Origin of the sequence: Catenibacterium sp. RTP21428st1_D7_RTP21428_210409 (assembly GCF_040227455.1) — a bacterium.
In the GTDB taxonomy this organism is placed as follows: Bacteria; Bacillota_I; Bacilli_A; order Erysipelotrichales; family Coprobacillaceae; genus Catenibacterium; species Catenibacterium mitsuoka_A.
This window is the reverse complement of the sequence record NZ_JBEHVX010000003.1, coordinates 33,462-58,518: the sequence shown is the minus strand read 5'-3', so window position 1 is coordinate 58,518 and position 25,057 is coordinate 33,462. Positions and strand designations below refer to the sequence as shown.

The 25,057-nt window shown below is 32.7% G+C and carries 18 protein-coding genes and 1 pseudogene; 2 read left to right on the top strand and 17 right to left on the bottom strand.

The annotated features are described in order from the left end of the window. The 17 genes and pseudogenes from ABUA27_RS01095 to ABUA27_RS01015 form a co-directional block, all read right to left on the bottom strand. Window positions 1-3,146, bottom strand: a 3,146-nt coding sequence (locus ABUA27_RS01095) for a glycosyl hydrolase 53 family protein (RefSeq protein ID WP_349820062.1), incomplete at its 3' end; no start/stop codon positions are given. 138 nt (window positions 3,147-3,284) lie between these two features. Beyond that, window positions 3,285-4,385, bottom strand: coding sequence for a glycosyltransferase family 1 protein (locus ABUA27_RS01090; RefSeq protein WP_349820061.1), 1,101 nt, complete (start codon window positions 4,383-4,385; stop codon window positions 3,285-3,287). A 10-nt stretch (window positions 4,386-4,395) separates the two neighbouring features. Continuing rightward, a complete protein-coding gene (locus ABUA27_RS01085) occupies window positions 4,396-5,403 on the bottom strand; it encodes a glycosyltransferase family 2 protein (RefSeq protein ID WP_317375102.1) in 1,008 nt (335 codons plus the stop codon). Then, on the bottom strand, window positions 5,403-6,500 hold the full coding sequence (gene glf, locus ABUA27_RS01080; RefSeq protein ID WP_349820060.1) for a UDP-galactopyranose mutase: 1,098 nt from the start codon (window positions 6,498-6,500) through the stop codon (window positions 5,403-5,405). Before glf (ABUA27_RS01080) ends, ABUA27_RS01085 begins: the two co-directional genes overlap by 1 nt. Before the next feature lie 86 nt (window positions 6,501-6,586). Further along, window positions 6,587-8,092, bottom strand: coding sequence for an LCP family glycopolymer transferase (locus ABUA27_RS01075; RefSeq protein WP_317375107.1), 1,506 nt, complete (start codon window positions 8,090-8,092; stop codon window positions 6,587-6,589). A gap of 119 nt (window positions 8,093-8,211) precedes the next feature. Next, entirely contained in the window at window positions 8,212-8,604 is a 393-nt protein-coding gene (gene tagD / locus ABUA27_RS01070; protein ID WP_226793721.1) for a glycerol-3-phosphate cytidylyltransferase, read from the bottom strand. A 78-nt stretch (window positions 8,605-8,682) separates the two neighbouring features. Next, a pseudogene (locus ABUA27_RS01065) lies at window positions 8,683-9,669 on the bottom strand (NAD(P)H-dependent glycerol-3-phosphate dehydrogenase); the annotation flags it as partial. Window positions 9,670-9,778: 109 nt separating this feature from the next. Beyond that, on the bottom strand, window positions 9,779-11,236 hold the full coding sequence (locus tag ABUA27_RS01060) for a flippase (RefSeq protein ID WP_129981552.1): 1,458 nt from the start codon (window positions 11,234-11,236) through the stop codon (window positions 9,779-9,781). A 79-nt stretch (window positions 11,237-11,315) separates the two neighbouring features. Then, window positions 11,316-12,341: a glycosyltransferase gene (locus ABUA27_RS01055; protein ID WP_287968870.1), complete on the bottom strand. Its 1,026-nt coding sequence runs from the start codon at window positions 12,339-12,341 to the stop codon at window positions 11,316-11,318. Window positions 12,342-12,357: 16 nt separating this feature from the next. Next, complete coding sequence (locus ABUA27_RS01050; RefSeq protein WP_288834759.1) at window positions 12,358-13,473, bottom strand: glycosyltransferase; 1,116 nt, start codon at window positions 13,471-13,473, stop codon at window positions 12,358-12,360. 52 nt (window positions 13,474-13,525) lie between these two features. After that, the gene (glf, locus tag ABUA27_RS01045; protein ID WP_287845936.1) at window positions 13,526-14,626 is read right to left on the bottom strand and encodes a UDP-galactopyranose mutase; all 1,101 of its coding nucleotides are present in this window, start codon (window positions 14,624-14,626) and stop codon (window positions 13,526-13,528) included. Then, window positions 14,619-15,890 (bottom strand): hypothetical protein, encoded by a 1,272-nt coding sequence (locus tag ABUA27_RS01040; protein WP_287845938.1) that lies wholly within the window; start codon window positions 15,888-15,890, stop codon window positions 14,619-14,621. Before ABUA27_RS01040 ends, glf (ABUA27_RS01045) begins: the two co-directional genes overlap by 8 nt. Window positions 15,891-15,904: 14 nt before the next feature. After that, the gene (locus ABUA27_RS01035) at window positions 15,905-17,482 is read right to left on the bottom strand and encodes a peptide ABC transporter substrate-binding protein (protein ID WP_349820059.1); all 1,578 of its coding nucleotides are present in this window, start codon (window positions 17,480-17,482) and stop codon (window positions 15,905-15,907) included. Continuing rightward, window positions 17,482-18,258, bottom strand: coding sequence for a DUF4422 domain-containing protein (locus tag ABUA27_RS01030; RefSeq protein ID WP_192924022.1), 777 nt, complete (start codon window positions 18,256-18,258; stop codon window positions 17,482-17,484). Before ABUA27_RS01030 ends, ABUA27_RS01035 begins: the two co-directional genes overlap by 1 nt. Window positions 18,259-18,271: 13 nt before the next feature. Then, complete coding sequence (locus tag ABUA27_RS01025) at window positions 18,272-19,717, bottom strand: sugar transferase (RefSeq protein ID WP_303353141.1); 1,446 nt, start codon at window positions 19,715-19,717, stop codon at window positions 18,272-18,274. Window positions 19,718-19,851: 134 nt separating this feature from the next. After that, window positions 19,852-20,892, bottom strand: coding sequence for an acyltransferase (locus ABUA27_RS01020; RefSeq protein WP_349820058.1), 1,041 nt, complete (start codon window positions 20,890-20,892; stop codon window positions 19,852-19,854). Between the two features lies 1 nt (window position 20,893). After that, on the bottom strand, window positions 20,894-21,355 hold the full coding sequence (locus tag ABUA27_RS01015; RefSeq protein WP_349820057.1) for a GtrA family protein: 462 nt from the start codon (window positions 21,353-21,355) through the stop codon (window positions 20,894-20,896). A gap of 195 nt (window positions 21,356-21,550) precedes the next feature. On the opposite strand from ABUA27_RS01015, the gene ABUA27_RS01010 reads away from it, so the two are divergent. Together ABUA27_RS01010 and ABUA27_RS01005 are read left to right on the top strand one after the other, a co-directional pair. After that, the gene (locus ABUA27_RS01010) at window positions 21,551-24,100 is read left to right on the top strand and encodes a YfhO family protein (RefSeq protein ID WP_349820056.1); all 2,550 of its coding nucleotides are present in this window, start codon (window positions 21,551-21,553) and stop codon (window positions 24,098-24,100) included. A 1-nt stretch (window position 24,101) separates the two neighbouring features. Then, window positions 24,102-25,019: a glycosyltransferase family 2 protein gene (locus tag ABUA27_RS01005; protein WP_287846650.1), complete on the top strand. Its 918-nt coding sequence runs from the start codon at window positions 24,102-24,104 to the stop codon at window positions 25,017-25,019. The last annotated feature ends 38 nt before the right edge of the window (window positions 25,020-25,057 follow it).

Genomic DNA, 25,057 nt, shown 5'->3' with positions numbered 1-25,057 from the left:
TTACCATTGTATTTTACTAGATTGTTGTAGTTTGTATTTACTCTACCGTTTTCAATATAATACCAAGTATTATTGTAGTAGATTAAGCCGTTGTAGTTCCAGTTAAGAACACCATTTTGAATATAGTATCGAGTACTGAAATACTTAGTTAGTCCTGTATAGTTCCAATCTAACTGTCCATTAGTCACCTTATACCATGTTCCTTCACCATTAACCTGTGATAATGTATTCACTGACCAGTCAATCTTACCGTTCTGAACATAATACCAGTTACCATTGTATTTTACTAGATTGTTGTAGTTTGTATTTACTCTACCGTTTTCAATATAATACCAAGTATTATTGTAGCAGATTAAGCCATTGTAGTTCCAGTCAAGAACACCATTCTGAACATAATACCAAGTACTATAGTATTTTACTAAACCGGTATAATTCCAGTTGAGTTTACCATCTTCTACATAATACCAAGTACCTGTTCCATTAACCTGTGCAAGAGTAGTTTCATGTACAACCTGTCCATCCTGCATTAAGTACCAATCACCATCCACGTAAACTAGATTAGCTTCTGTAGAATGATTATAAGTGACTGTAACTGTTTTAACACCATCAGTATCACCTTTTACTGTATAGTTATAGTTACCTTTTGATGCATAATAACCATTAACTTTTGGAAGTGTAATTGTCTTTGTATCACCAACATTTACATTTACATATTCAGTCTTAAGAACTTCTTTTTCTTTATTCACGATATTGATTCTTGTAGTCTGAACCTTACCTAAAGACACTGTATCTTTATAGAACTTTAATGACTGTAGTGCATTACCCTGGATATCAAATAATGTTGCGTTATCCCAGCTTGATCCACCCCATGAAGGCTGACCATTATAATACATTTCATCGTCTGGTGCATAACCTACAGCACCCTTAGAAGCCCATCCAGTACCATACTTATCAGCGACTTCTTTATTGTACTCCCAGTTAGTCCATCCGGCTTTCACTGGAATCCATCCTGGCTCCCAATAGAAGCCACCTAAACCGTTATCCTGTTCAGTAAGAACCTTATACATATCAGTTAATTCATCTACCTGACCCTGAGGACCAATTTCATACTGATAAAGTCCATAATCAGAACCGATAGAGTTTGGTGTACCATCACCATCTTCATAACTGTTAACCCATGCAGTTTCCATAACCGCAAATAACTTTCCTCTTTCTTTTGCAAGAGTCTGTACATCCCTTAACATATCAGGTGTATTCCACCAGAATGGGTAATAAGAAGAACCTAAAACATCATAGTCTACATTTCCTTTTTCCCATGCATCCATGATCATAGAATAGATTTGACGATTAGGTGTTTCAATATGTAATGTAACTAAAGCATCTGGAAGAATTTCACGTACTGCTTTAGAACCTGCATTTAAATAACGGTCTAATACAGAATACTGAGATTCATTTTTCCAAACAGAATTATTACTGTCTTTATTATGAATACCAGCCATACCTTTGGTAATTTCATTACCAACCTGTACCATACCTACATCAACACCTGCATCTTTAAATTTCTGTAAAGTATCTTTAGTGAAGTCATGGATATTTTCACACATCTTATCTGGATCATTAGCATCCTTCTGCCATGCTTTTGGTAGAATCTGTTTTGCAGGATCTGCCCAGAAATCAGAATAATGGAAGTCAACAAGCACCTTCATACCATACTTAGTTGCTTCTTTACCAATCTTTAATCCATTATCTACAGTGCTATCTCCACCACCGTATGTTTCACCTTTTTCATTGTATGGATCATTCCAGATTCTTAAACGGATATAGTTAACACCATTATCCTTTAAGATTTTCATTAATGGCTGTTCTTTGCCATCATAATCATAATATTTAACACCTGCATTAGTAAGTGCTACATATGATCCAACATCTACACCTCTGATTGTAGATTCAGACATATTAGAAATCTTATTAATAGTGACATTCTTTTCCTTTAAGCCAGTATCATCACCATATTCATAAGGATCTCTGTATGAATCAATATCAATATTCCAACCCTGTGCAAAACCAAATACAGCAAGAGAAGTCTGTGCAAGTCCCTGTTCATTAAAGAAACCATTCCAGCTTCCTACATATTCAGCTTCATCATAAATTAAACCACCTGCATTACTATCACTAATAGAAGCACTTAATAAATTATAAATGCTGTCTGCCTGTGTTTCATTAGATGCTGTTTCATCAGCATTCTTACGTGGGAACTTGATGTTAGAAACAATTAACTGCTTATCTGCTGCCTTTTCTTTTACTGTAGTACGTAATGTTTTAACATAATCATTAATACCACTACGATCAGCATAAAGATTAACACCTAAATAGCTATAGTCTACGCCTGCATAACCTAGCTTTTCAATCACATACTGAATGCCTTCAGCATCATCAGGTGCTGCAAAACTTAAAGCTGTTTTAACACCTTTTTCATTAATAAGTTTAGAGATGGTAGCCATTGCGACAAAGCCATCCCATCCTCCGTCTTCAGTTAGACCAAGGAAATTATAATTCACTTCATTTCCAATAGTCATCATAGTAGGTAAAGCATCATTCTTACTTAAAGTATTCAGTACTTCCTTAGTATAGTCTGTTGCCTTTTCTACCGCATTATCCTGAGTCCATCCTGCAGGTAATTGCTGACTATTTGTATAAGTAACATCATCCGAATAGAATAATGTGATGTTTGTTTTTAAGCCTGCTTCTTTAGCTGCTTTAATTGTTTTGATAGCACTATCTAGTGTATAACATTTAGTTTTATCACTTGATGTGTCCGGATTTACTGCAACCTTGACAGAAATCGTATTAATTCCCTGTCCCTGTACAAACTTAAATAGGTTATCAATTTTGACGCTCTTGTAATTGTAATACGTTTTACCCCATTCCAAATCCTGCTGGTAATGAGTAAAATCTGCGCCTAATACAGTCTGATCGTTAATGCCTTCAATCTTCTTGTAATCAGCTACAGAACGACTCAATGATGTTGCAGTGACTTGATTGTTGTTATGCATAGTTGGTACTGGAGTTACTGCGCTTACACCAGACATACCCATCGAACAAACAAGCGCTGCACTTACAAAACTTGTAATCAACTTTTTGTTCATATATATCTCCCTTCCTCTTATATAGTATGAAAATATATTAACATAATTTCACACAAAGAACCATCCAATGTGACATAAAATGACATATATAAGTATAAAAAGCTATATTTAGACATTAAAAAACCTTCTCACGAAGGTTTATAATGATAAGAAGAAATCTTGCATCTTCTTAGCTTCTGTATTTATTTCTAGATTACGTTTTTCAAATGCTTCAATATTAAAATGCTTAGATTGATGAGATGCTTCTTCGATTGCTTCTACCCACTTGTCTACTGCTTCATCCGTAATAGGGAACATCTTTACATTATCATTCACAATAGAGGCTAGAGAAATAGTATCAGAGATCATGCATGGTAATCCATTGGCTTCTGCTTCTAATAATGCGACACTTAAGCCTTCAAAACGAGAAGGGAAGATGTATTGATCCATTGCCTGAATATAATCACTCACATTACTCTTAATACCTAAAAACTTTACATCTTCTTCAATACCATATTCTTTAACCTGATTTTTAAGTGTTTCTTTATCTTCACCATCTCCAATAAGTATCAACATATACTTACCAGGATATCTATGATCCAACTCATTAAATATCTTTAATAGATAGGGATGATTCTTCTGGAAATGGAATCTCCCTGTATGACCTAATACAATCTTATCACCTGCATGAAGTTCTTCTCTTATAGATTGTCTGATTTTTTCATTTGGTTTAAAGAAGTTCACATCTACCGCATTATTAATCAATTTATAGTTAGGTAATACGGCATTCTTCCCAAAGAACCATTCATTCGCATCTTCTGAACATGTCCAAAAGTCTGTCGCATATTTTCTAATCTGTGTTCTATTGAACTTATGTAAACATCCTCTTAAGAAGCTATCTCCATTAGCCGCATTATGACAATGAATAATACGTGTAGGGATACCATATTGTTTAGCCTTCTTTAAGTAATCAATATTCGCAAGCGAACATGTATTAAACCAGATAGCTTTATATTCAGAAGCATGAGTCTTAAAGAAGTTTTCTAAAGCTTCAGAGAAAGCTTTTCTATCCTTACTTCTTGCAGGAATACGATAAATAGTACCACCTAAGCTTAATATTTCTTGTTCATGTGCAACTACTTCAGTATTACATAAGAAATCAAATTGTACACGTGTACGATCTAGATGGCGATAGTAGTTCATAATAACAGCTTCCATACCACCTGGATTATCTGTAATTCCAAATACTAGTACTTTCATAATCTACTCCTTATTTACTCTTAGAAAACTGTTTCTGTCTTACTTGTCCTACAAGTAATGCGAATCTATTCATCTTATGTTTTAAGAACCATAATGGTACTTTACGTGTCATAGACATACCATTATAGTTAGAGTTCTTTATAGCACGTTTAAATAAATCATTCTTCATTAATGCCTTTAAAGAAGACATCGCTTGATCTTTATTTTGTGGATGTGCACAATAATTCACTAAAATAAGTAATACATGATAACTTACAAAGTTATAGAATAATGTTTCTATATTATTATCTTCTGCCATGACATCTTTTAAATCTTCTTCTACTGCTTTCATAGATAAGAGGAACTTATCTGCATAAGCTGTATCAAACTTACGTACTGCAGATTGATCATTGAATATATAATGAACCAAAGGATGTTCATCACCTACAATAACACTCCAGTTCTGTGAGGCACGTGCACAATATTCTGCATCTTCTGCAAGACTTAATTCTTCATTTAATAATACATTTTCAATAGTAGAAGCTTTAATGAGTTTACCCCAGCAGAATCCTACACCTGCCTGTACATTTAACAGATCCTTTAAATAATCCTTCCAGTCCTTATACATTGTATCTCTTATATAGTGAAGCATCTTTTCACTATGATCACTATAGTCTCTACTATAATTACAAATCACACAATCTGCCTCTGCTTCTACTGCATGATTTAATAGTATTTCACAGGCATTACTTTCAATCCAGTCATCTGCATCTAAGAACATGATATAGTCTCCCTTAGCTGTTTTTACACCTAAGTTTCTACCAGAACATACACCGCTCTTAGAATTCTTTACAACTGTCACATTCTCTTTTGTATTTAATTCACTTAAAGTATCCTGCAACGCATCATTACATCCATTATCAATAATAATCACTTCTACATAATCATAAGTCTGATTGAGACAGCTTTCGATTGTCTTATTGAAATAAACAGGATTTCCACGATATACAGGAATAATAATAGATATTAAACTCTTCATTATTCAAATACCTCTTTTACTTTAGCTAGTGCAGCTGCAATAACTGCATCCATATCATAATACTTATATTCTCCAAGTCTTCCACCAAAGATCACTTTAGTTTCTGCATCGCCTAGCTTCTTATATTCTGCATATAAGGCACCATTCTTTTCATCATTGACTGGATAGTATGGTTCATCTCCTAGATTCCATTCAGAGCTGTATTCTCTACTGATAACAGTCTTTGGCTGTGTTCCAAATTCAAACCATTTATGTTCAATGATTCTTGTCCAAGGTGTTTCTGCATCCGTATAGTTTACTGCCGCATTTCCCTGGAAATTTGGCTTATCTAATACTTCTGTTTCAAATCTGACTGATCTGTATTCTAGTGTTCCTAGCTTATAGTTAAAGTAGGCATCGATAGGTCCTGTATAAACAACCTTATCTGCCAAGCTATCTAGTTCTTCCTTGTTTTCTAGATAATCTGTATTCAATCTTACTTCAATACCTTTAAGCATGTTTTCTACCATCTTTGTATATCCACCCATTGGAATACCCTGATATAACGCATTGAAATAGTTATTATCAAAAGTAAGTCTTACTGGTAATCTCTTGATGATGAATGATGGAAGTTCATTACATGGTCTTCCCCATTGTTTTTCTGTATAGCCTTTAATGAGCTTTTCATAGATATCTCTACCAACTAATGAAATAGCCTGTTCTTCAAGGTTCTTTGGTTCTCCCTTGATTTCCTGTCTCTGTTCTTCAATCTTGGCAGCTGCTTCTTCTGGAGTCACTACTCCCCACATCTTGTTGAATGTATACATGTTGAATGGAAGAGAATATAGTTCTCCCTTATAGTTCGCAACAGGTGAGTTAGTGAATCTGTTGAACTCTGCAAACTGAGTAATATACTGCCATACTTCCTTATTATTTGTATGGAAGATATGTGCACCATACTTATGTACATTGATGCCTTCTACTTCTTCTGTATAGATGTTTCCGGCAATATTAGGTCTCTTATCAATGACAAGAACCTTCTTTCCTCTCTTATTGGCTTCATGCGCAAAGATTGCGCCATAAAGACCTGATCCTACTACTAGATAATCATATTTCATATTGATGTCCTTCTTTCGTCTCTTCAATAATACCATAATATCCAAAATAAAACGAGGGTCGATATCATACAACCCCCGTCACTAAATTAGTTTGTTTTCTTTTCTGCTTCTTTAGCTTCCTGTTCAGCTTTTTCTACATCAAAGATTTTCTTTTCAGTATCAATCTTCTTACCATCACACATAGCGTTGATGTATTTAGAATTTAATTCAATACTGTCTTCATCTGGGATACAATACCATAATTTAGTCTTAGGCATTGAGTAACCACCAGTCTGCATCACACCTTCACCCTTAAGGAATGATTTCTGGAAATCCCATTTAATGTTGTCATCTAACTGCTTATTAACTAAAGCTCTGATACTTGAAGATGGCATATTAGTTGTAAATGTATCTTTGATAGAATCTAAGATTTCACTATAGTTAGTTAAGATCTTTGGAGATACTGCTTTCTTGATAATAGCCTGTAATACTGCCTGCTGGTTTTCAGTTCTATGCTGGTCACCAGACTGGTATGTATAACGTTCTCTTGCGAATGCAAGGGCCATACGTCCATCCATATGTACATTTCCCTTAGGAATCTTAATACCATGGTCTGTATAAGGAATAAATGCCTTATCAGAATAAATATCAATACCACCTAATGCATCAACTAACTGGATAACTGACTGGAAATCAACTCTTGCATAGAAATCAATGTTGATGTCTAAGAAATCTTCAATAGTCTTTATACTGTTTTCTGTTCCACCATATAAAGCGGAATGAGTTAATTTATCTTTCTTGCCACAGTTTGCAAGTTTTACATAATAGTCTCTAGGAATACTTGTCATTAACATCTGACCATTGTTTGGATTAATAGTTACTAATAGGTTAACGTCTGAACGGCTGTTTTCATTTACACCTCCACGAGAGTCAACACCACTAATATAACATACGAATGGCTTCTTAGTTACATTAACATCAGAAGCAGTATTTTCTACTTCTTCTACAATCTTTTCCTGCCATAATACTTTAGTCTTTGATTCAAAGTTACTATAAGTTTCTTTGATCATTTCACGATAGCTTTCATTTAATAGGATTGCATCACAATCACCATTATATAAGTCTGATGCAAGCTTCGCATTATCATCTTCACCATTACCATGGAAACTGATCTGTTTCTGTAGTTTTTCTTTTACCTGCATCGCTTTCTTTTTATCGTTTGCGTAGTAATCGATTGTTTTTCCTTTTAATGAAGAAACATTCTTATAACCACTGCTTTTTAATACTACTAAAGAATAAGTAGTTGTTTCAGTACCTACATTAGTAAGAGATGAAAGGAATGAATCACCTTTGATAATCTTACTAGTACCAAATACCATTGCGATACTTAATAAAAGAGACACTATTTTACCAATTAAAGGTCTTGCAACTTTTTTCTTCTTTGATGGCTTTGATAATAAGAACATCAATAGCCATAATACTACTAATACTGCGAATGCTGCCATTAAATACTTTGTAGGTAAGATTCCAATCTTAACTACGAAGAATGCAAGCACTGCAGATACAACAGCCTGGATACCTAGGACCAAGGCACGTGATGTAATAAACTTCATAACTACCTCCTATAATTCGGGTTCATTCGTCATTATACTCGTAAATGAAAAAATGAAAACCTTTAAGGTGATAATTACACAAAAATTACATATCATCTTCATAAACGAGTAAAATATAACTATTTATTCAAGTCTTTTTTGATTCTTGTTGTACTGATTTCAGGAGTTCTAGGTAAGTATACTACTTCTGCACCTTCTTCTTCTAAGAAGTCAAACTGACCTTTCCAGTCATCTCCCATGACAAAAGTATCAACATGATATTCATGAACATCTTTACGTTTCTGATCCCATGCACATTCAGGAATAACTAAATCTACATATCTAACTGATTCTAGTAACTGTTTTCTCTGTTCATAAGTAAAGTAACACTTCTTCTGTTTTTCATTCCAGTTGAATTCATCTGTTGATAAACCAACGATTAAGTAATCACCTAATTCTTTAGCTCTTCTTAATAGGTTAATATGACCATAGTGTAATAAGTCAAAAGTCCCATAAGTAATAACTCTCTTCATTCCACTTTTCCTCGTCTTTCTTAATACTGACTCTTCAAATACATCATTAATAGATGGAAGAGGTGTTTCTGATTTTAAATCTCTCTGTAATAATGCATTGACTGCATCCTTTGGATTCAAGCCTTCATTAACGATTTTATTGACAGTCATTACAATAGGCATATCCACTTTATAAGTTTCTGCAAGCTGAACAGCTGCAGGTAATGCATTAATACCTTCTACAACCATTCCTACTTTCTTAACTGCCTCTGCTAGTGTCTTACCTTCACCAATCAAATGACCTGCCTGGTTGTTTCTACTGAATTCACTTGTACAAGTCACAATCAAGTCACCCATACCAGTTAAACCACTAAATGTATGTGGTGTACAGCCAATTCTACCACCAAGTCTCTCCATTTCTGCAAGACCTCTTGTAATTAAAGCTGCACGGGCATTATCACCATAACCTAAGCCACCAGAAATACCAGCAGCTAACGCAATAATATTCTTTAATGCACCACAGATTTCAATTCCTTTCACATCGTTATTTGTATACACACGCATAAAAGGACTACTAAAGAACTTCTGTACATATTTAGCCGCATCTAGATTCTTACATGCTGATACAATGGCAGTAGGTAATCCTCTTGCCACTTCTTCTGCATGAGTAGGACCAGATAATGCGACAAAATGTAATGTGTCATTATCAAGTACATCTTCAATAACTTCAGTTAAAGTCATGAATGTATCTGCTTCAATACCTTTCGCAACATCCACAATAATCTGATTGTCTTTAATGTAAGGTTTAGCCTTTTCAGCTGTGCTTCTTACAAATACAGAAGGTACCGCAAACATAATAATATTCTGATTAGTACATGCTTCTTCTATATCTGTTGTATAACGAATAGTTTCAGGAAAATCAACACCAGGAAGTTTTGGATGTGTATGTGTTGTGCTTAACTGTTCCACTTCCTGTGGAAGGGCAGACCACACTGTTACTTCCTTATCACAATTAGCCAGCATTCTTGCAAGAGCCATACCCCAAGTACCAGCTCCTAAAATACCGATTCTCTGTTTATCAGGCATATCTCTGATTTCCTCCTTCATATGAATATAATTATTTTACATCATTCATATTCATTAGTCATTACAATAAAAGTATACCCTTTATTGTTTTATAAGTCAAAAAGCGCAATTATGCGCTTTTATGTTTTAACTTACTAAAGATTTGTGTCAATATTTCAATGACAAGTTTTTCTTTCATGATAATGAGTACAAGACCATATACACCAAAGAACAAGATAGCTGAAATAACGAGTGTAATGAATACATGTAAATTTAATGCAGTCACCCAGAAAGATGCAAGTGATGCAATAATAATAGCAAGAATAATCTTTAAGTATTTAATATCACTAAAGGCTGTTTTGATTTCATTCTTTAACGCAATACACTGTACGACCATAACCGCAAATTCTGCAAGTAATGTACCAATTGCAGCACCACTTGATTGATACACTGGAATCAATAATGCATTAACCACTAAGTCAATGACTGCACCAACTATTTCAGATACAAGTACAGCTTTTTCATATCCTAATGGGACAAGAATTTGAATACCTAAGATATTTGTAATACCAATAAGGAGTAGGGTAGGCATGATAAGCTGCATAGGTACAACTGCTGGCGCAAAGGCATCACCTGATAAAAAGAAGATACCCTGTTTTGCGAAGAGAATGAAATAAATCATCATTGGGGATGCAATAATGAATACGAAATTTAATGCTTTTCTACTTAGTTTCTGAAATTCATCCATCTGCTGGTGTTCAATATAATAAGCCGCTCTAGGAAGTAATACAGTACCTAGTGAAGTAACGATAGATACTAAAATATTCTTAATCTTAACAGCTGCACCATAGTAACCAACATCTGCATTAGTAGCCATGAAACCTAACATAACTGAATCTAGATTAGTATAGATTGTAGTTGCACAGCTCATCGCAAAGAAGATAGCGACTGGCTTGAAATGTCTCTTGAAATTATAATGTCCAACTGGTTTTAAACCAATATACTTGTGGGCATTTAATAAGTTAAGAATAAATGAAGCACTTGCTGCAAATACTGTAATACCCGCATACATGACATAATCGTTCTTTGAACGAACTAGCAAGAACATCGCAATAAGTCCAATAAACTTAAAGATAATAGAACGAATAGTGATATATGTATACTGTTCTAAAGCTTTATAGAGCCATTCCATACCTATTGTAGTAAGTAGGATAGTACTACTAGTAATCACATACAACATCTTATCAGATGCAAGCTTTGGAACTGCGAATAACGCAACAATAAACGCAACATAAGAGATTACAGTCATGACAAGATTTATAATTAATAATTCTTGTGTTGTTCTTGTGAGTTTATCATGATCATCTCTTACCTGTGCACATACTTTGATACCATATGTCGGAATACCTAACTGCGCAAACATTGAGAAATAAGTAATCAATGATGTCGCAAAGTTAACCTGACCTGTTCCTGTAGGCCCTAATACTCTCGATACATATGGGAATGTAATAAGTGGGAATATGAATGAAGACATTGTAAGTAATGCATTCATAATGAAATTCAACTTAAGTGATTTCTGTTTTTTCATACAAAACCTCTCTTTCCTTGTTACAAACCGCAAATATTATAAATCAAAAATAATAAGAGTTAAAGAAGAAAAAGAGGCTTTAAGCCTCTTCAATTTCTTTGATTGCCTGAGTTAGGTAATATCCATTTTTAAGTCTATTAGAAACAACTGCGACATTTTTAACCATTTCGAAGTATTCTTCTTCACTTAGACTTGCAAATTTTGCTCCAAGTTCATCTAAAGAGTTGACTGTGATACCTAAGCCATGTTCTTCTACAAATTTAGCTTCTGCAGCTTCCTTCCAGATTACTACTGGAATACCAGATACTAGATATAAAGATAATTTATGAGGATTATTATATTTTAAGTACTCTCCTGTATTACCATCACATTTTTCAATAGAACTTCCATCCCATACTAAACCAAAACCACTATATAACTGGTTATTGATTTGATCAGGTGGGAAAGCACCATGATAAGTAATATTAGATGCAAGAATATCTTCATTTAAATGTACACCATATAAATCAAAATGAACTGCTTTAATATCCTTTAGCTTTGCAAGATAGTTACTCTTCTTTTCATCTAGGTTACCTGCAATACTTACTGAACGATCAAACTTGATTGTATTATTTGATTCACATAAATAGTCAAAGATATGAAGATTATGAATCTTTTCTCTGTTTACTCCTTGTGTGACTAAATAGTCAATCATACAATCGTTATGCGCAATAATATAGTCAGAGATGTCATACATCTTATGATCCATATATTCAAAATCATCCTGAGCATTTAAGAATAGCTTTCTTAATGAGTCTAAGTCATGAATAAGGAATGCTAGCTTGATATGCTTTTTCTGTTTTACCTTCTCTAGGATATCAATATATTTCTTATTCACATAAAGAGGATGGGGCACTACAAGTAAAGCACCTTCATCAATCTTATTTAAATGATTGAAGGCTAAAAAGTTATGTACCTTCTTGATATACTTGTTTCCTGATTTATAAAGATTAATTTCAAATGGTTCATAACCATTCTGATGAAGAATCTTATTACAATCTTGAACAGCTTTAGTACTGGCATCAAGATTAGAATCAATTGTGACCTGTAAATAATATTTTTTCATAACTGTTTTCCTTTCTTTAATCATCTAAGTAGGATTTTAATCTCTTAGCTTCTGTATCGATATCAAATCCTTTTTCTTTGATGATATCCGTATATTTATTTCTATCAATGTCTCTTGAAGTGAATTGACTATAAATCATATCTGCCCATTCTACAGGAGATTCATCTAATGAAATATATGTAAGTAAATCTGTAATCCCTACACTTTTTGGGACAACTGTCTTGGAAGTAAAGGATAACAGTCCAGAAGCCTGAGCTTCTAATAATGATATACCAAATCCTTCAAAGCGAGAAGGGAAAAGGAATATATCAGCCGCTGATAGTAATTCTGGGATATCGCTACGTAAACCTAATAGCTGTACACTATCAGTAAGATTCAATTCAGAAATCTTCTGTTCAAGTTCACCTCTTAATTCACCATCACCAACTAATACGAGTTCAAAACGATCATCCCTGTTCTTTAATTCCTCAAAGATATCAATCAGGAATAGCTGGTTCTTTTGATAAGTGAATCTTGCAGTATTCATTACGACAATCTTATCTTCAGCGTGGAGATCTTTACGATAAGCTGCTCTGACCTCTCTATCATATTTAAAACGATCTGTATCTATCGCATTATTAATGACATGATAACGAGAACTTTGTCTTACATCATCTTCAAAGAAGAATTCTCCCGCAAGTTCTGAGCAAGCCCAGTAATCAGTGGCATACTGTTTTACTTTCTTTTTATTCTTATAATGCATGAACTTATAGAAGAGTGCTTTCTTACCTTTCATCATGAAATCATTATTGTGTGCATGTACAATCACTTTTTCAGGAGAACATAACTGTGCATATTTCAATAAACCAAAATTACCTAAATCACAGGCATTAAACCAGATGATATCATAATGATGATGTTGAAAGAAATAAGTTAATTCCTGTTTAAATTCTTTAGCCTGTTTAAACTGACTTGATTTAATTGTATAAATTCTAGAATTATTATCTAGAATCTCCTGACTGTAAGCACATGTCTCAAATGTAGTAAGGAAATCTATTTTAAAGGTGTCTTTTAATTTTCTAAAGTATGTCATTAAAAAGCTTTCTATGCCACCAGGATTAGGTGTCATTCCAATAATCAATACACTCTTCATAATAAGCCTCCATTTGTATTAAGGCAAAGATCTTAAATCTTTGCCTTAATGATTAATTAAATTCCTTTTTAACTCTGTCTAATGCAGCTGCGATAACTGCATCCATATCATAATACTTATATTCTCCTAGTCTTCCACCAAAGATCACTTTAGTTTCTGCTTCTCCTAGCTTCTTATATTCTGCATATAAGGCACCATTCTTTTCATCATTGACTGGATAGTATGGTTCATCTCCTAGCTTCCATTCAGAGCTGTATTCTCTACTGATAACAGTCTTTGGCTGTGTTCCAAATTCAAACCATTTATGTTCAATGATTCTTGTCCAAGGTGTTTCTGCATCCGTATAGTTTACTGCCGCATTTCCCTGGAAATTTGGCTTATCTAATACTTCTGTTTCAAATCTGACTGATCTGTATTCTAGTGTTCCTAGCTTATAGTTAAAGTAGGCATCGATAGGTCCTGTATAAACAACCTTATCTGCTAAGCTATCTAGTTCTTCCTTGTTTTCTAGATAATCTGTATTCAATCTTACTTCAATACCTTTAAGCATGTTTTCTACCATCTTTGTATATCCACCCATTGGAATACCCTGATATAACGCATTGAAATAGTTATTATCAAAAGTAAGTCTTACTGGTAATCTCTTGATGATGAATGATGGAAGTTCATTACATGGTCTTCCCCATTGTTTTTCTGTATAGCCTTTAATGAGCTTTTCATAGATGTCTCTACCAACTAATGAGATAGCCTGTTCTTCAAGATTCTTTGGTTCTCCCTTGATTTCCTGTCTCTGTTCTTCAATCTTGGCAGCTGCTTCTTCTGGAGTCACTACTCCCCACATCTTATTGAATGTATACATGTTGAATGGAAGAGAATAAAGTTCTCCCTTATAGTTTGCAACAGGTGAGTTAGTGAATCTATTGAATTCTGCAAACTGAGTAATATACTGCCATACTTCCTTATTATTTGTATGGAAGATATGTGCACCATACTTATGTACATTGATGCCTTCTACTTCTTCTGTATAGATGTTTCCGGCAATATTAGGTCTCTTATCAATGACAAGAACCTTCTTTCCTCTCTTATTGGCTTCATGCGCAAAGATTGCGCCATAAAGACCTGATCCTACTACTAGATAATCATATTTACTCATTTAAGTGTCCTCCTTGGTTAAATAGTAAATCATTTAATACTGGTATAATCATAAAACAGAATATTGATAGTGTGATAGAAATAATTCTAGGGTTCAATAAACTGAATGTTGTAATAACGAAAGAGATAAATAGTAATCCATCTTTTTTATTCTTATAAAGATACCAGATCACTATTGCTGCGATTGTGAAGAAGGCAATAAAGAAGATCCATCCATTTTCAAATAAGATTCTCATATACTCATTATCAATAAAGTTACTTCTAATAATAGCATCTTCATTTCCTTTAGTAAGCGAATACCCAACTAAATCTATATTCGAACCAAATAAACTAAATCCATAACGTTTAAAGTCATAGAATGTCTGATAAAGTCTATTAGAGAATACATGATTTAATTTATGTGCAATCTTAAACACAATACTATTCACATTCATTGTATTAAAAATCAATCCATACAACATCACTAATACAAAGCTTCCAATTGGATAGAGAGGGAAGCATATTGCAAAAGCCTTTTTAAGGAATTCTATAATCTTCTTGAACTTTCCAAGAATATCCACAGAGTTCATAAAGATACAAATAAGAATCAATTCAGATACAAGTAATTCTGTTCTTGAGTCTGTTAAGAAATATACAAATACAATAAGCAACTGGTATAAACCTAGCTTTTCAGGACTGATCTTAAAGTTCTTCTTATATGAATAATAGAGAATCAAGAACATTACAAATTGAGATAAATAAGTAGGATAACCAAATCCTAAAGAATGTCTCATAGTACCATCAGCTCTATTATTGACATAATCATGCATAAGTCCTAATGAACTTAAAGTCACAATAAGAATTAATGAGATGAACTGAGTAGAAAATAATGTATTCACTACATCCTCGAACTCAAAACAACTTGCATAGATTAGTGTAAATAATAAGAAAACCAATGCTTTATTTTTAGTAAGAAGTAAATTCATCACAATACTAATTAATGCAACAATCACAATTGCCGCAATAAAGTACTGTTTCTTATCAAAGTTCTTAATTTTATTGATATAGTTCTTCAAGTCTAAAGTCTTGACTTTTTTGCATATTATAAACAAGAAATATACATAACAAACATATCTCAACAGCTTGCATAAAGTAGATGCCTTCGCAAAACTATAGCTTAATGTTGTCATATCCACCATCAATGTGAAATAGTAGATAGCTAAAACAACCATCCCCATCTGGGGTGTTCCTATTTTTTGAATAAATGTCTTTATTTTGTTGATCATTGAATACCCCCTCATTAACGCATGCTCATATATCTAAAACTATATGGTGCACCACAGAAATTACTAATTAGATCAGTGACACTCATATTAATAAGATATCTCTGTCCCTGATGAATCACAGGAATGAATGCATAGTCACGCATTGCGACTCTTTCCGCATTTAAAAATGCATAATAACGTTCATCCTGACTTTGTGCATTGACTGCAGCTGTAAAGAAGTTATTAAATTCATTACTACAATAATGATTAATACCTTGATTATTAACTGCAAGAGGGGCTAAATAATCATAAGCATCATTACATGTACCTTTAATACGTAATAAAGATAATTCTGCCTGTTCATAATCCACTGTATTCACTTCTTTTAAATACACCTTAAATTGTTTAGTTGATTCAAGGTCTTTTTTAATCTCACTTGCAATAAGCTTTGATTGTGGATATTCTTTTGTATAAGTTAAAGTAAAAGTAAAATTCTTTAACTTATATTCTTTAAGAAGCTTAGATAAAGATTTCTTCGCTTCTTTTTTATTATGTTTCAACTTATATTTAGAGGCATCTCTCATAAACTGCTTCTGTGAGTTGAAACAGATACCCATAGGAAGTAAGCCTTCAGCTTTCTTAGTTCCGTCATTTAATACATTTTCATCATATTTATCTCTTCTTAGTAGTAAAGACATTGCTTCACGTACTCTTAAGTCTGACAAATACTGATCTTTGAAGTTAGGTACTAAATCCCACATCACACTATCATTATCTGCAGTGCTTGAATCTTTTCCATCATATTTCTTCGCTTTCTCACCAGTCACTGATGCAAAATCAATCTTACCTTCATCAAATAACCTGATTTTCTCATCATTACTGATTCCAAAAAGCATATTCACTTGATCAATATTTGATTTACTCGCAAAGTAACATGTCTTATTCTTCTTTAAAGTAATCTTATCTTTAGAAATAGAAGACACCTTATATGTCCCACATGATAATAGTGTCTTAGGAGAAGTAGCGTACTGATCTCCCTGTGCTTCTACAAACTTCTGATTTAATGGGAAGAAGACTGGCTGAGTCACTAAATCCATAAAACGTGTTGTCTTATATTGAAGATGTACAACCAATTTCTTATTTTTTACATAAACACCTAAAGTATCCGCAGGTTTTAAACCTTTATAAATATCATCAGCACCTGCAATGGCTGCACCATAAGATGTTAATAGCTTAGATGCTTCAGAACGCATAGATAAGGCTCTCTTCCATGCATAAACAAAGTCTTCTGCAGTCACTGAATCTCCATTGGACCACTTCACGTTCTTTTTGATTTCAAAGGTATACGTTTTGCCATCCTCACTCACTTTTTTACTCTCCGCAATAGCTGGCTTAAGCTTACTCTTTACATCATAAGCATATAAACCATCACCAAATGCCTGAATCACATTTGTAGATGTTTCATCAATAGCCTTTGATGCATCTAAAGATGTCACATAACCAGAATCCGCAAAATTAAATACCTTCTGTGAATCCGCATTATTAGTCAAAGAACATCCAGTCATCAAACTCATTGCGAGAACAAGTGTTACTATTTTCTTAAATAAACTCATTAAAAACTCTCCCCATACTTCTTATGTAAGAACTTAGCCTTTAAGAATCCCATTCCCTTTTTAAACATATCGATCTTTTCCATATATACAAATGGAACTTCTTTGTAGGCATAACCGTTCTCATTCATCCAGACATCTAATAGTACTTCACTAATTCTACCTGGATAACGTGCATGGAAGCTATTATATTCAGTACCTTCAAATCTTTTAGTAAGTTCAAATAGAATATCAAATAACCATTCACAATAAGCATCAAAATATTCTTTCTTCATCACAAACATATTAAAGGCATGCATTGTTTTACCTTTCATATGCTTATCAAAAGCAGGTAAATATTCTGGACACTTCTCTTCAATAATCTTTCTTGTTTCATCTAATGGTTCAGGATAAAGTGTATGAACATAATGATCATAAATTGTTTCAATATAATAATTACGTCTCTTAGTCACTAAGATATCATTATCCTTTAATAGTTCTTCTGCTTCCTTAGAAGTAAGTACACAATCAAAAGGATCTTTTGTCTTGTTCTTTACTCTAAAATGTCTACGATAATGGGCTAAACCTACATAATCTGCATCTAGGTTCTTCCAAGCCCAATATAATCCTGTTAATTCACAATACTGTGAATTTAAATTAGAAATATTATCACCTGTATTATCACGTGTATATCCAAGATCATCCTTACCTTCTGCACCAACCTGTACAGGAATATACATCTCATCATCAGGCATACGATACTTCTTATGTGTCGCAATAATAATCTTTACTGATGGCATATTCATAACTCCTTTACATTGATCCTTCTTTTTTGAAAACAACCTGTACTGTCTTCAATAAGATCTGAATATCATGACTGAATCTCCAGTTCTTGATATATTCTTTATCTAATCTTGCGATTTCTTCAAAGTCAGTGATATTACTTCTACCACTTACCTGCCATAAACCTGTAATACCTGGCTTAAATGCAAGACGTGCTCTATGACGTAATTCATACTTATTCCATTCATCAAGAGTAGGGGGTCTAGTACCTACTAAACTCATATCACCCTTTAATACATTAAAGAACTGAGGGAATTCATCTAAAGACCAGTCTCTAATGAAATTACCAACACCCTTCTTAATAGTACCATCGGCTTTCTTTTTACAACCAATAATACGAGGGTCATATTCAAGTTTGAACATCATACCATCTTTAACTCTATTTTGAGCCATAAGCTCTTTCTTACGCTCTTCAGCATCCATATACATACTTCTAAACTTATACATATTGAACACTTTACCATTTCTACCAACTCTCTTCTGTTTAAAGAAGATTGGTCCTGGAGAAGCAATAAAGATAGCTGGGCCTAAGAAGATAGTTAAAATAAGAGTAATCACACAGCCAACTAAACCACCAAGAATATCTAGTATTCTCTTGGCAATCCAGTCATATTCATTAATAGAGTTCATACTGACAGTTAATACCTGATTTTCACCCATTCTTTCAAACTGTTTGCGATATCCCTTTAATGAGTTATATTCACTGATTTCTACATGAACAGCGAGTCCCATTTCAGCTAAATCTTTAACTAAAGAAGTAGAGAAAACATCTTCCCTAGGAAGAATCACTAAAGCTTCATCCATCCATTGTCTTAATACATAATCTATAACTGTATCCTGAGACGCCACAATAGACCAGCCGTTTGATTTCTGACCTTCCATATTCTTATCTAGAACCGCAAAACCAACACTCTGGTATTCATCCAAACCAAATATTTTCTTATTCTCTGTAATAGAATCAATAAATTCAGACTCTGTAATCACGATAAGAGATTTTTTATTATTCTTTCTTCTACGTCTTACAATTGGTTTCATCACACAATGTATAATATAAGTAAACATTGCATCAAATACACATGTAAAACCTAAAGTTAAACGTGATACATCATCTTTTTGCGCATAGAAAATATAAGCAGTAGATACAACCATTAATAATAATGATTTTTCTATTACTTTAATCATTTCTGTAATATTATTACGCTTCAAAATATTCTTTAAAATATTAAAGAATATAATAATTAACATATCTAATAGTGTCATGACTATCGCAATATTGACATACAATGATCTTGTATATATATCAAGTATTCCATGACGCATGTAGTAAGCTAGAAATAGAGCTAACTGTAGACAGATAAGGTCCGCAATTAAGAAGTCTAAATGCTTCGCCCATCCTCTTAATTTCCTTTTATACATCTTTTTTCACATCCTTATTTTTAAGTTTATACATAAATTACTATACCACAAAATAGTCTATAATTCACTTCATTGCCGTTATTATACCTTATTACAAGCGCTATCTATGTGTAATTTCTGTGAAATTATGTAATTTAAGGCAATACTTTCTTTCCTAATCTTAATTTACGAATGAGTGCTACAATAATAATAGTGATAGGAATAACGATAAAAGGCATACCTAGACGATAGATAATTGAAGCTTTATAGTTTATTAAACCAAAATATTCGTTAAATACTGAAATAACATAAAAGTGCAATAAATAAATAGAAAAAGTGTATTTCTTCACAAAATTCACAATACCACCTAGTTTAGTACTCATCACTCTAGAAGAGATCTGTTTAATAAACAAGAAGATTGCACCCGAATACATCAAGACAGGCGCTTGAGTTAATTCCTTATAAATCATACTAACACCGTTTAATGCATATGATTCATAATAAGTACCACCAAAATGCATTAATAAACCAGCTAAACCAACAAAATAAATAATACATCTTTGATTAGGTGTAAAATCTATTTTATGAATTAAATAGCCCATGATTGTGAAAATACTATAGCCACTCACAACATAGATTGAAACTGGCCAAACCAAATCCAGATGAAATGCGTTAATTACAAATGGAATTGTACCATTGAAAATAAATCCAACTATAAATAGATATTCGAATATTTTAATTCTTTTTGATTCTTCAATAGATGCAAACAAAGGAACACATGAATAAATAATAAATAGTGGCGTAAAAAACCAATAATAACCACAAAATCTATTATTAACAAAACCATTATACAGTAACTCTAATGATAAATCAGATATAGAAATAGTTTTTAAAACAACTATATCAAATACTAACGCGAATAATGTCCAAAACAAGAATGGAATCACTGCTTTCGCAAATCTTTTTCTAAAATATGTTTTAGTATCATATCTTTTTTGATAATCAATAAGCGTAACACTTGAGATCATGAAGAACAAAGGAACCGCAAAAATAAAAACACTTTCAATCACATCTGCAGTAATCCAATATCTTTCTTTACTAAAATCCCAGAAACAGCTATTAGCATGCAAAAACACAACAGCAAATGTGGCTATCACATTCGCAAGATCGATATATTCTATCTTTTTAGACTTCATATTATTTCCCCTTGAATACAAATAACTTACTAATTAAGTAGTTACCAATAAGTACAAGAATCTGTGCTGCACCCTTCACACCAATACTATTCATACTTAACAAATTAATACCCACATATAAAATAAGTTCTTCCATTAATAGAGTGGCAACACGTCCTCCAAAGAAAGATACCATTTCCTGGATAATACCTTTCATACCTTCCGCATTACTATCAAATACCCAGATACGATTTGTCACATAGGCAAATAATACTGCAAGTATCCAAGAAAAGATATTCGCAATCATTGGATCCATATGCATACTGATATCAAAGAAGGCATAAGAACCAATACTAATGAACGTAGTTAAACCTCCAAAGAATAAATATAATAATACTTCTTTATATTTCTTATAAAACGGATTAAAGATACTAAGGATCTTCCACTCCATGATTCTATCAAATATATCTTTATCTTTTTTCATAAAACTCTCCTTATTTTTTTGGTCACATACGTAACTATTATATTCTATTTAACTGTACACATCAAAAAAAATAGAGAATTTCAGAAAATAATTTGATACATATACCTTCAAATAATGTAGTATCATGACTATCACATCGAATTATATAGTAGGGTATGTTATAATTATTGTGTTTGAATTCAAGGGGGGGTTCTTATGAATAAAAAAGAAAAAAGTAAAATTATATTTCTATCCGGACTTATTACTTTACTCATTATTTTATGTATTTATGCATTAAATGGATTTGCACCATTTGGCACTAAAACATTAGCTGTAATGGATGCAAATATTCAGTATATTGATTTTTTCTCTTATCTAAAAGATGTTATTGCAGGAAAGAACTCAATTACTTATAGCTTTGGGAAAACTCTGGGTGGATCAAATGTAGCTGTATTTAGCTATTATTTATCTTCACCATTTAATCTATTATTGTTGTTTTTCTCTAATGCGAATCTCTATACATTCTTTAATATCGTAGTCGCATTAAAGCTTACATTAGCATCTATCGCCTTTGCGTACTTTGTCACAAATAGATTTGAAACATCTTATAAAGACAATAGTATTCTCTTTATTCTACTTTCCTGCGGTTATGGTTTATGTCAATATAGCTTCTTCCAGGCAAGTAATATCATGTGGTTAGATGGCATGTACATGTTACCATTCATGTTATTACAGGTTTATTATATTGTACAGGGAAAGAAGAACTGGAATCTATCTATTGCGGTAGGTTTAGCTATTATCTTTAACTGGTATATGGCTGGAATCAGCTGTGTCTTCACTGGTATCTGGTTCTTATTAGAATGTTGCTTATTTGCAGTAGAAAATAAGATGACATTTATACAGTTTATTAAGACTGGCATTAGATATGTGTTTGCCATGATTCTAGGTGTTATGGTAAGTGCTGTCTTATTCTTACCAACTATCGGTGCTTTAACGAATGGGCCTAGAGGAAGTCTTTCATTTAAAGATTTATTAGACTTCTCTTTTGTCGGTAATATGTTAAGCGTTATTCCTAAGTATAGCTATGGGGCTCATAGTGAATTAGGATTTGCAGCATTATTTTGTGGAGGACTTGCGATAGTACTTGCTTTATCAGTATTCTTCAACAAACAAATCAAAGTAAAAGTAAAGATTGTACTTGGTGTATTCTTATTTGGAATACTTCTATGTCTTTATTGGCATCCTCTTTATTTAGTATTCTCACTCTTTAAATTTGTAGGAAGCTATAACTATAGATATTCATTCCTAGTTGAATTCTTTATTCTATTCTTAGCTGCATACAATTGTGTATATGCAAAAGAGAAGAATAATATTGTGAAGACTGGTGTAGTCGCAATTGTATTCTCAATATTAAACATTGTATTAACACGTCATTATGCACACCAGGAAAAGATTTATGCTTGTTTAACTGTAGCTATGATCATTGTTTTAACTGCTTTATATATCTCTAGTCAGTTAATCACTAAACAAAAGACAAAACAGTTACTTCTTGTAGTATTACTTATTGTTGGTTCTATTGATTTAGGTATCAATTCTAGTCTTCTTGCGAATTCTTTATGTATGAATGATTTGGAATATACATCATATAGAAAGAATCAAGAAAAGATCATCCGCAATATACAGAATGATGATCAGTCTAACTATAGAATCACACAGACATCTAACAGAGTTATGTATGAAGGTAATCTAACTGCCAACTATGATGAACCATTATCATATAGATATATGTCTACAAGTGGATATACTTCTTCACCAGATGGTACACAGTTAGAGTTCTTAAATAAGTGTGGCTATCCTACTTATGCAGATTGTTTAACTGTCACAAATACATCTATGTTAGGTATTGATTCATTACTTGGTGTGAAATATGTATTAACTTCAGAAAACTACACTGGTCTAGTAAAGAAAAACAATACTAAGTTAAATGGTAAGTATACATATACAAATCCATATTATATCCCTCTCGCATTTACATGTAATAACTTTGACGCAATTAAGAATGAAGAAGGCTATTTGAACCCATTTGATTATCAGAACTTATTATTTAAACAGTTATTCAATACTTCAAAAGATATTTATAAACCGGTTAAATATTCAGTAGTGAAGAAGGATGATTCAAATACAGAGATTAAATTGAATACTTCTAACCATAAGAACATGGTTTATTATGGTTTTATCCCTTGGAATTCAGATTCTGAATCTTATGTTTATAATGGTAAAGATGTGATTACTAAGTATGCATGCTGGTTATCACCAACTGTATTCCATATTGAAACAGATAGTTCAAAAACAAAGCTCAGAGTTGAATCTGCAGATTCTAATTTCAATTATGATAATGCCTATTTCTACGCATTAGATTTAAATGTATTGGATGAATGTGCTAAAACAGCACGTGAAAATGAAGTCAATATCTCAATGAAGAATGGTTCTATTGATACAACAGTTAACGCAGAAGATGAAGATAGTTATCTCTATTTATCTGTTCCTGTAGATGATTGTTGGGATGTATTAGTGAATAACGAAAAAGCAGAAGTAAAGTCATTTGGAAACTGCTTATATGCAATTAAACTTCATTCTGGTACTAATAAAATTACTATGAGATATCATACAAAGCACCAAAAACTTGGTATTGGCTTAACAGCAGGCGCAATATTGTTTATAATCATAAGTGCAGTTTATAGAAAAAAATATTGTAAGGAGAACTAAAATGGAAGGTTTATTAAGTATTATAATACCATCTTATAATGAAGGACTATTAATTGATAATACCGCAAATGTAGTAGTAGATATCATGACAGAACACACGATTCCTTATGAAATCTTATTTGTGGATGATGGTTCTAAGGATGATACTTGGAATAGAATCCAAGCAGCATCAAAGAAACATGAACATGTAAGAGGTGTTCATTTCTCTAGAAACTTTGGTAAAGAATCTGCAATTACTGCAGGTTTAACATATGCAAAGGGTGATTGTTGTGTTGTCATGGACTGTGACTTACAGCATCCACCAATTAAAATTGTAGAAATGTATAAATTATGGCAGGAAGGATATGAAGTTGTAGAAGCTGTCAAAGAGGATAGAGGAGAAGAATCAGGTATCCATAGATTTATGGCTAATACTTTCTATAAGATTATCTCTAAGCTGACTAATATCGATATGATGAATGCATCAGACTTCAAACTTCTTGATAGAAAAGTAATGTTAGTACTACTTAATATGAAGGAAAAGAATTCTTTCTTTAGAGCTTTATCTTCATGGGTAGGATTTAAGACAACACAGATTCCATTTAGAGTTGCCGAAAGAGAAGCAGGGGAATCAAAGTGGTCTACTAAATCACTCATTAAGTATGCAATACTTAATATTACTTCTTTCTCTTCTGCACCTATGCAGATTGTCACTATTTGTGGTTTTATCATGTTACTTATCTCTGTAGTATTTGGTATTAACTCAATTGTACAGTATGTGAATGGTACAGCTTTAGGAGGTTTTACTACAGTTATTCTACTTCAGTTATTCTCTAGTAGTATTATCATGATCTGTCTTGGTATTATTGGTTACTATATTGCACAGATTTATGATGAAATCAAAGGAAGACCTAAGTTCATCGTTTCAGAAGAATGTTAGAATGGATGTGATTAATCACATCCTTTTTTGTGCATAAA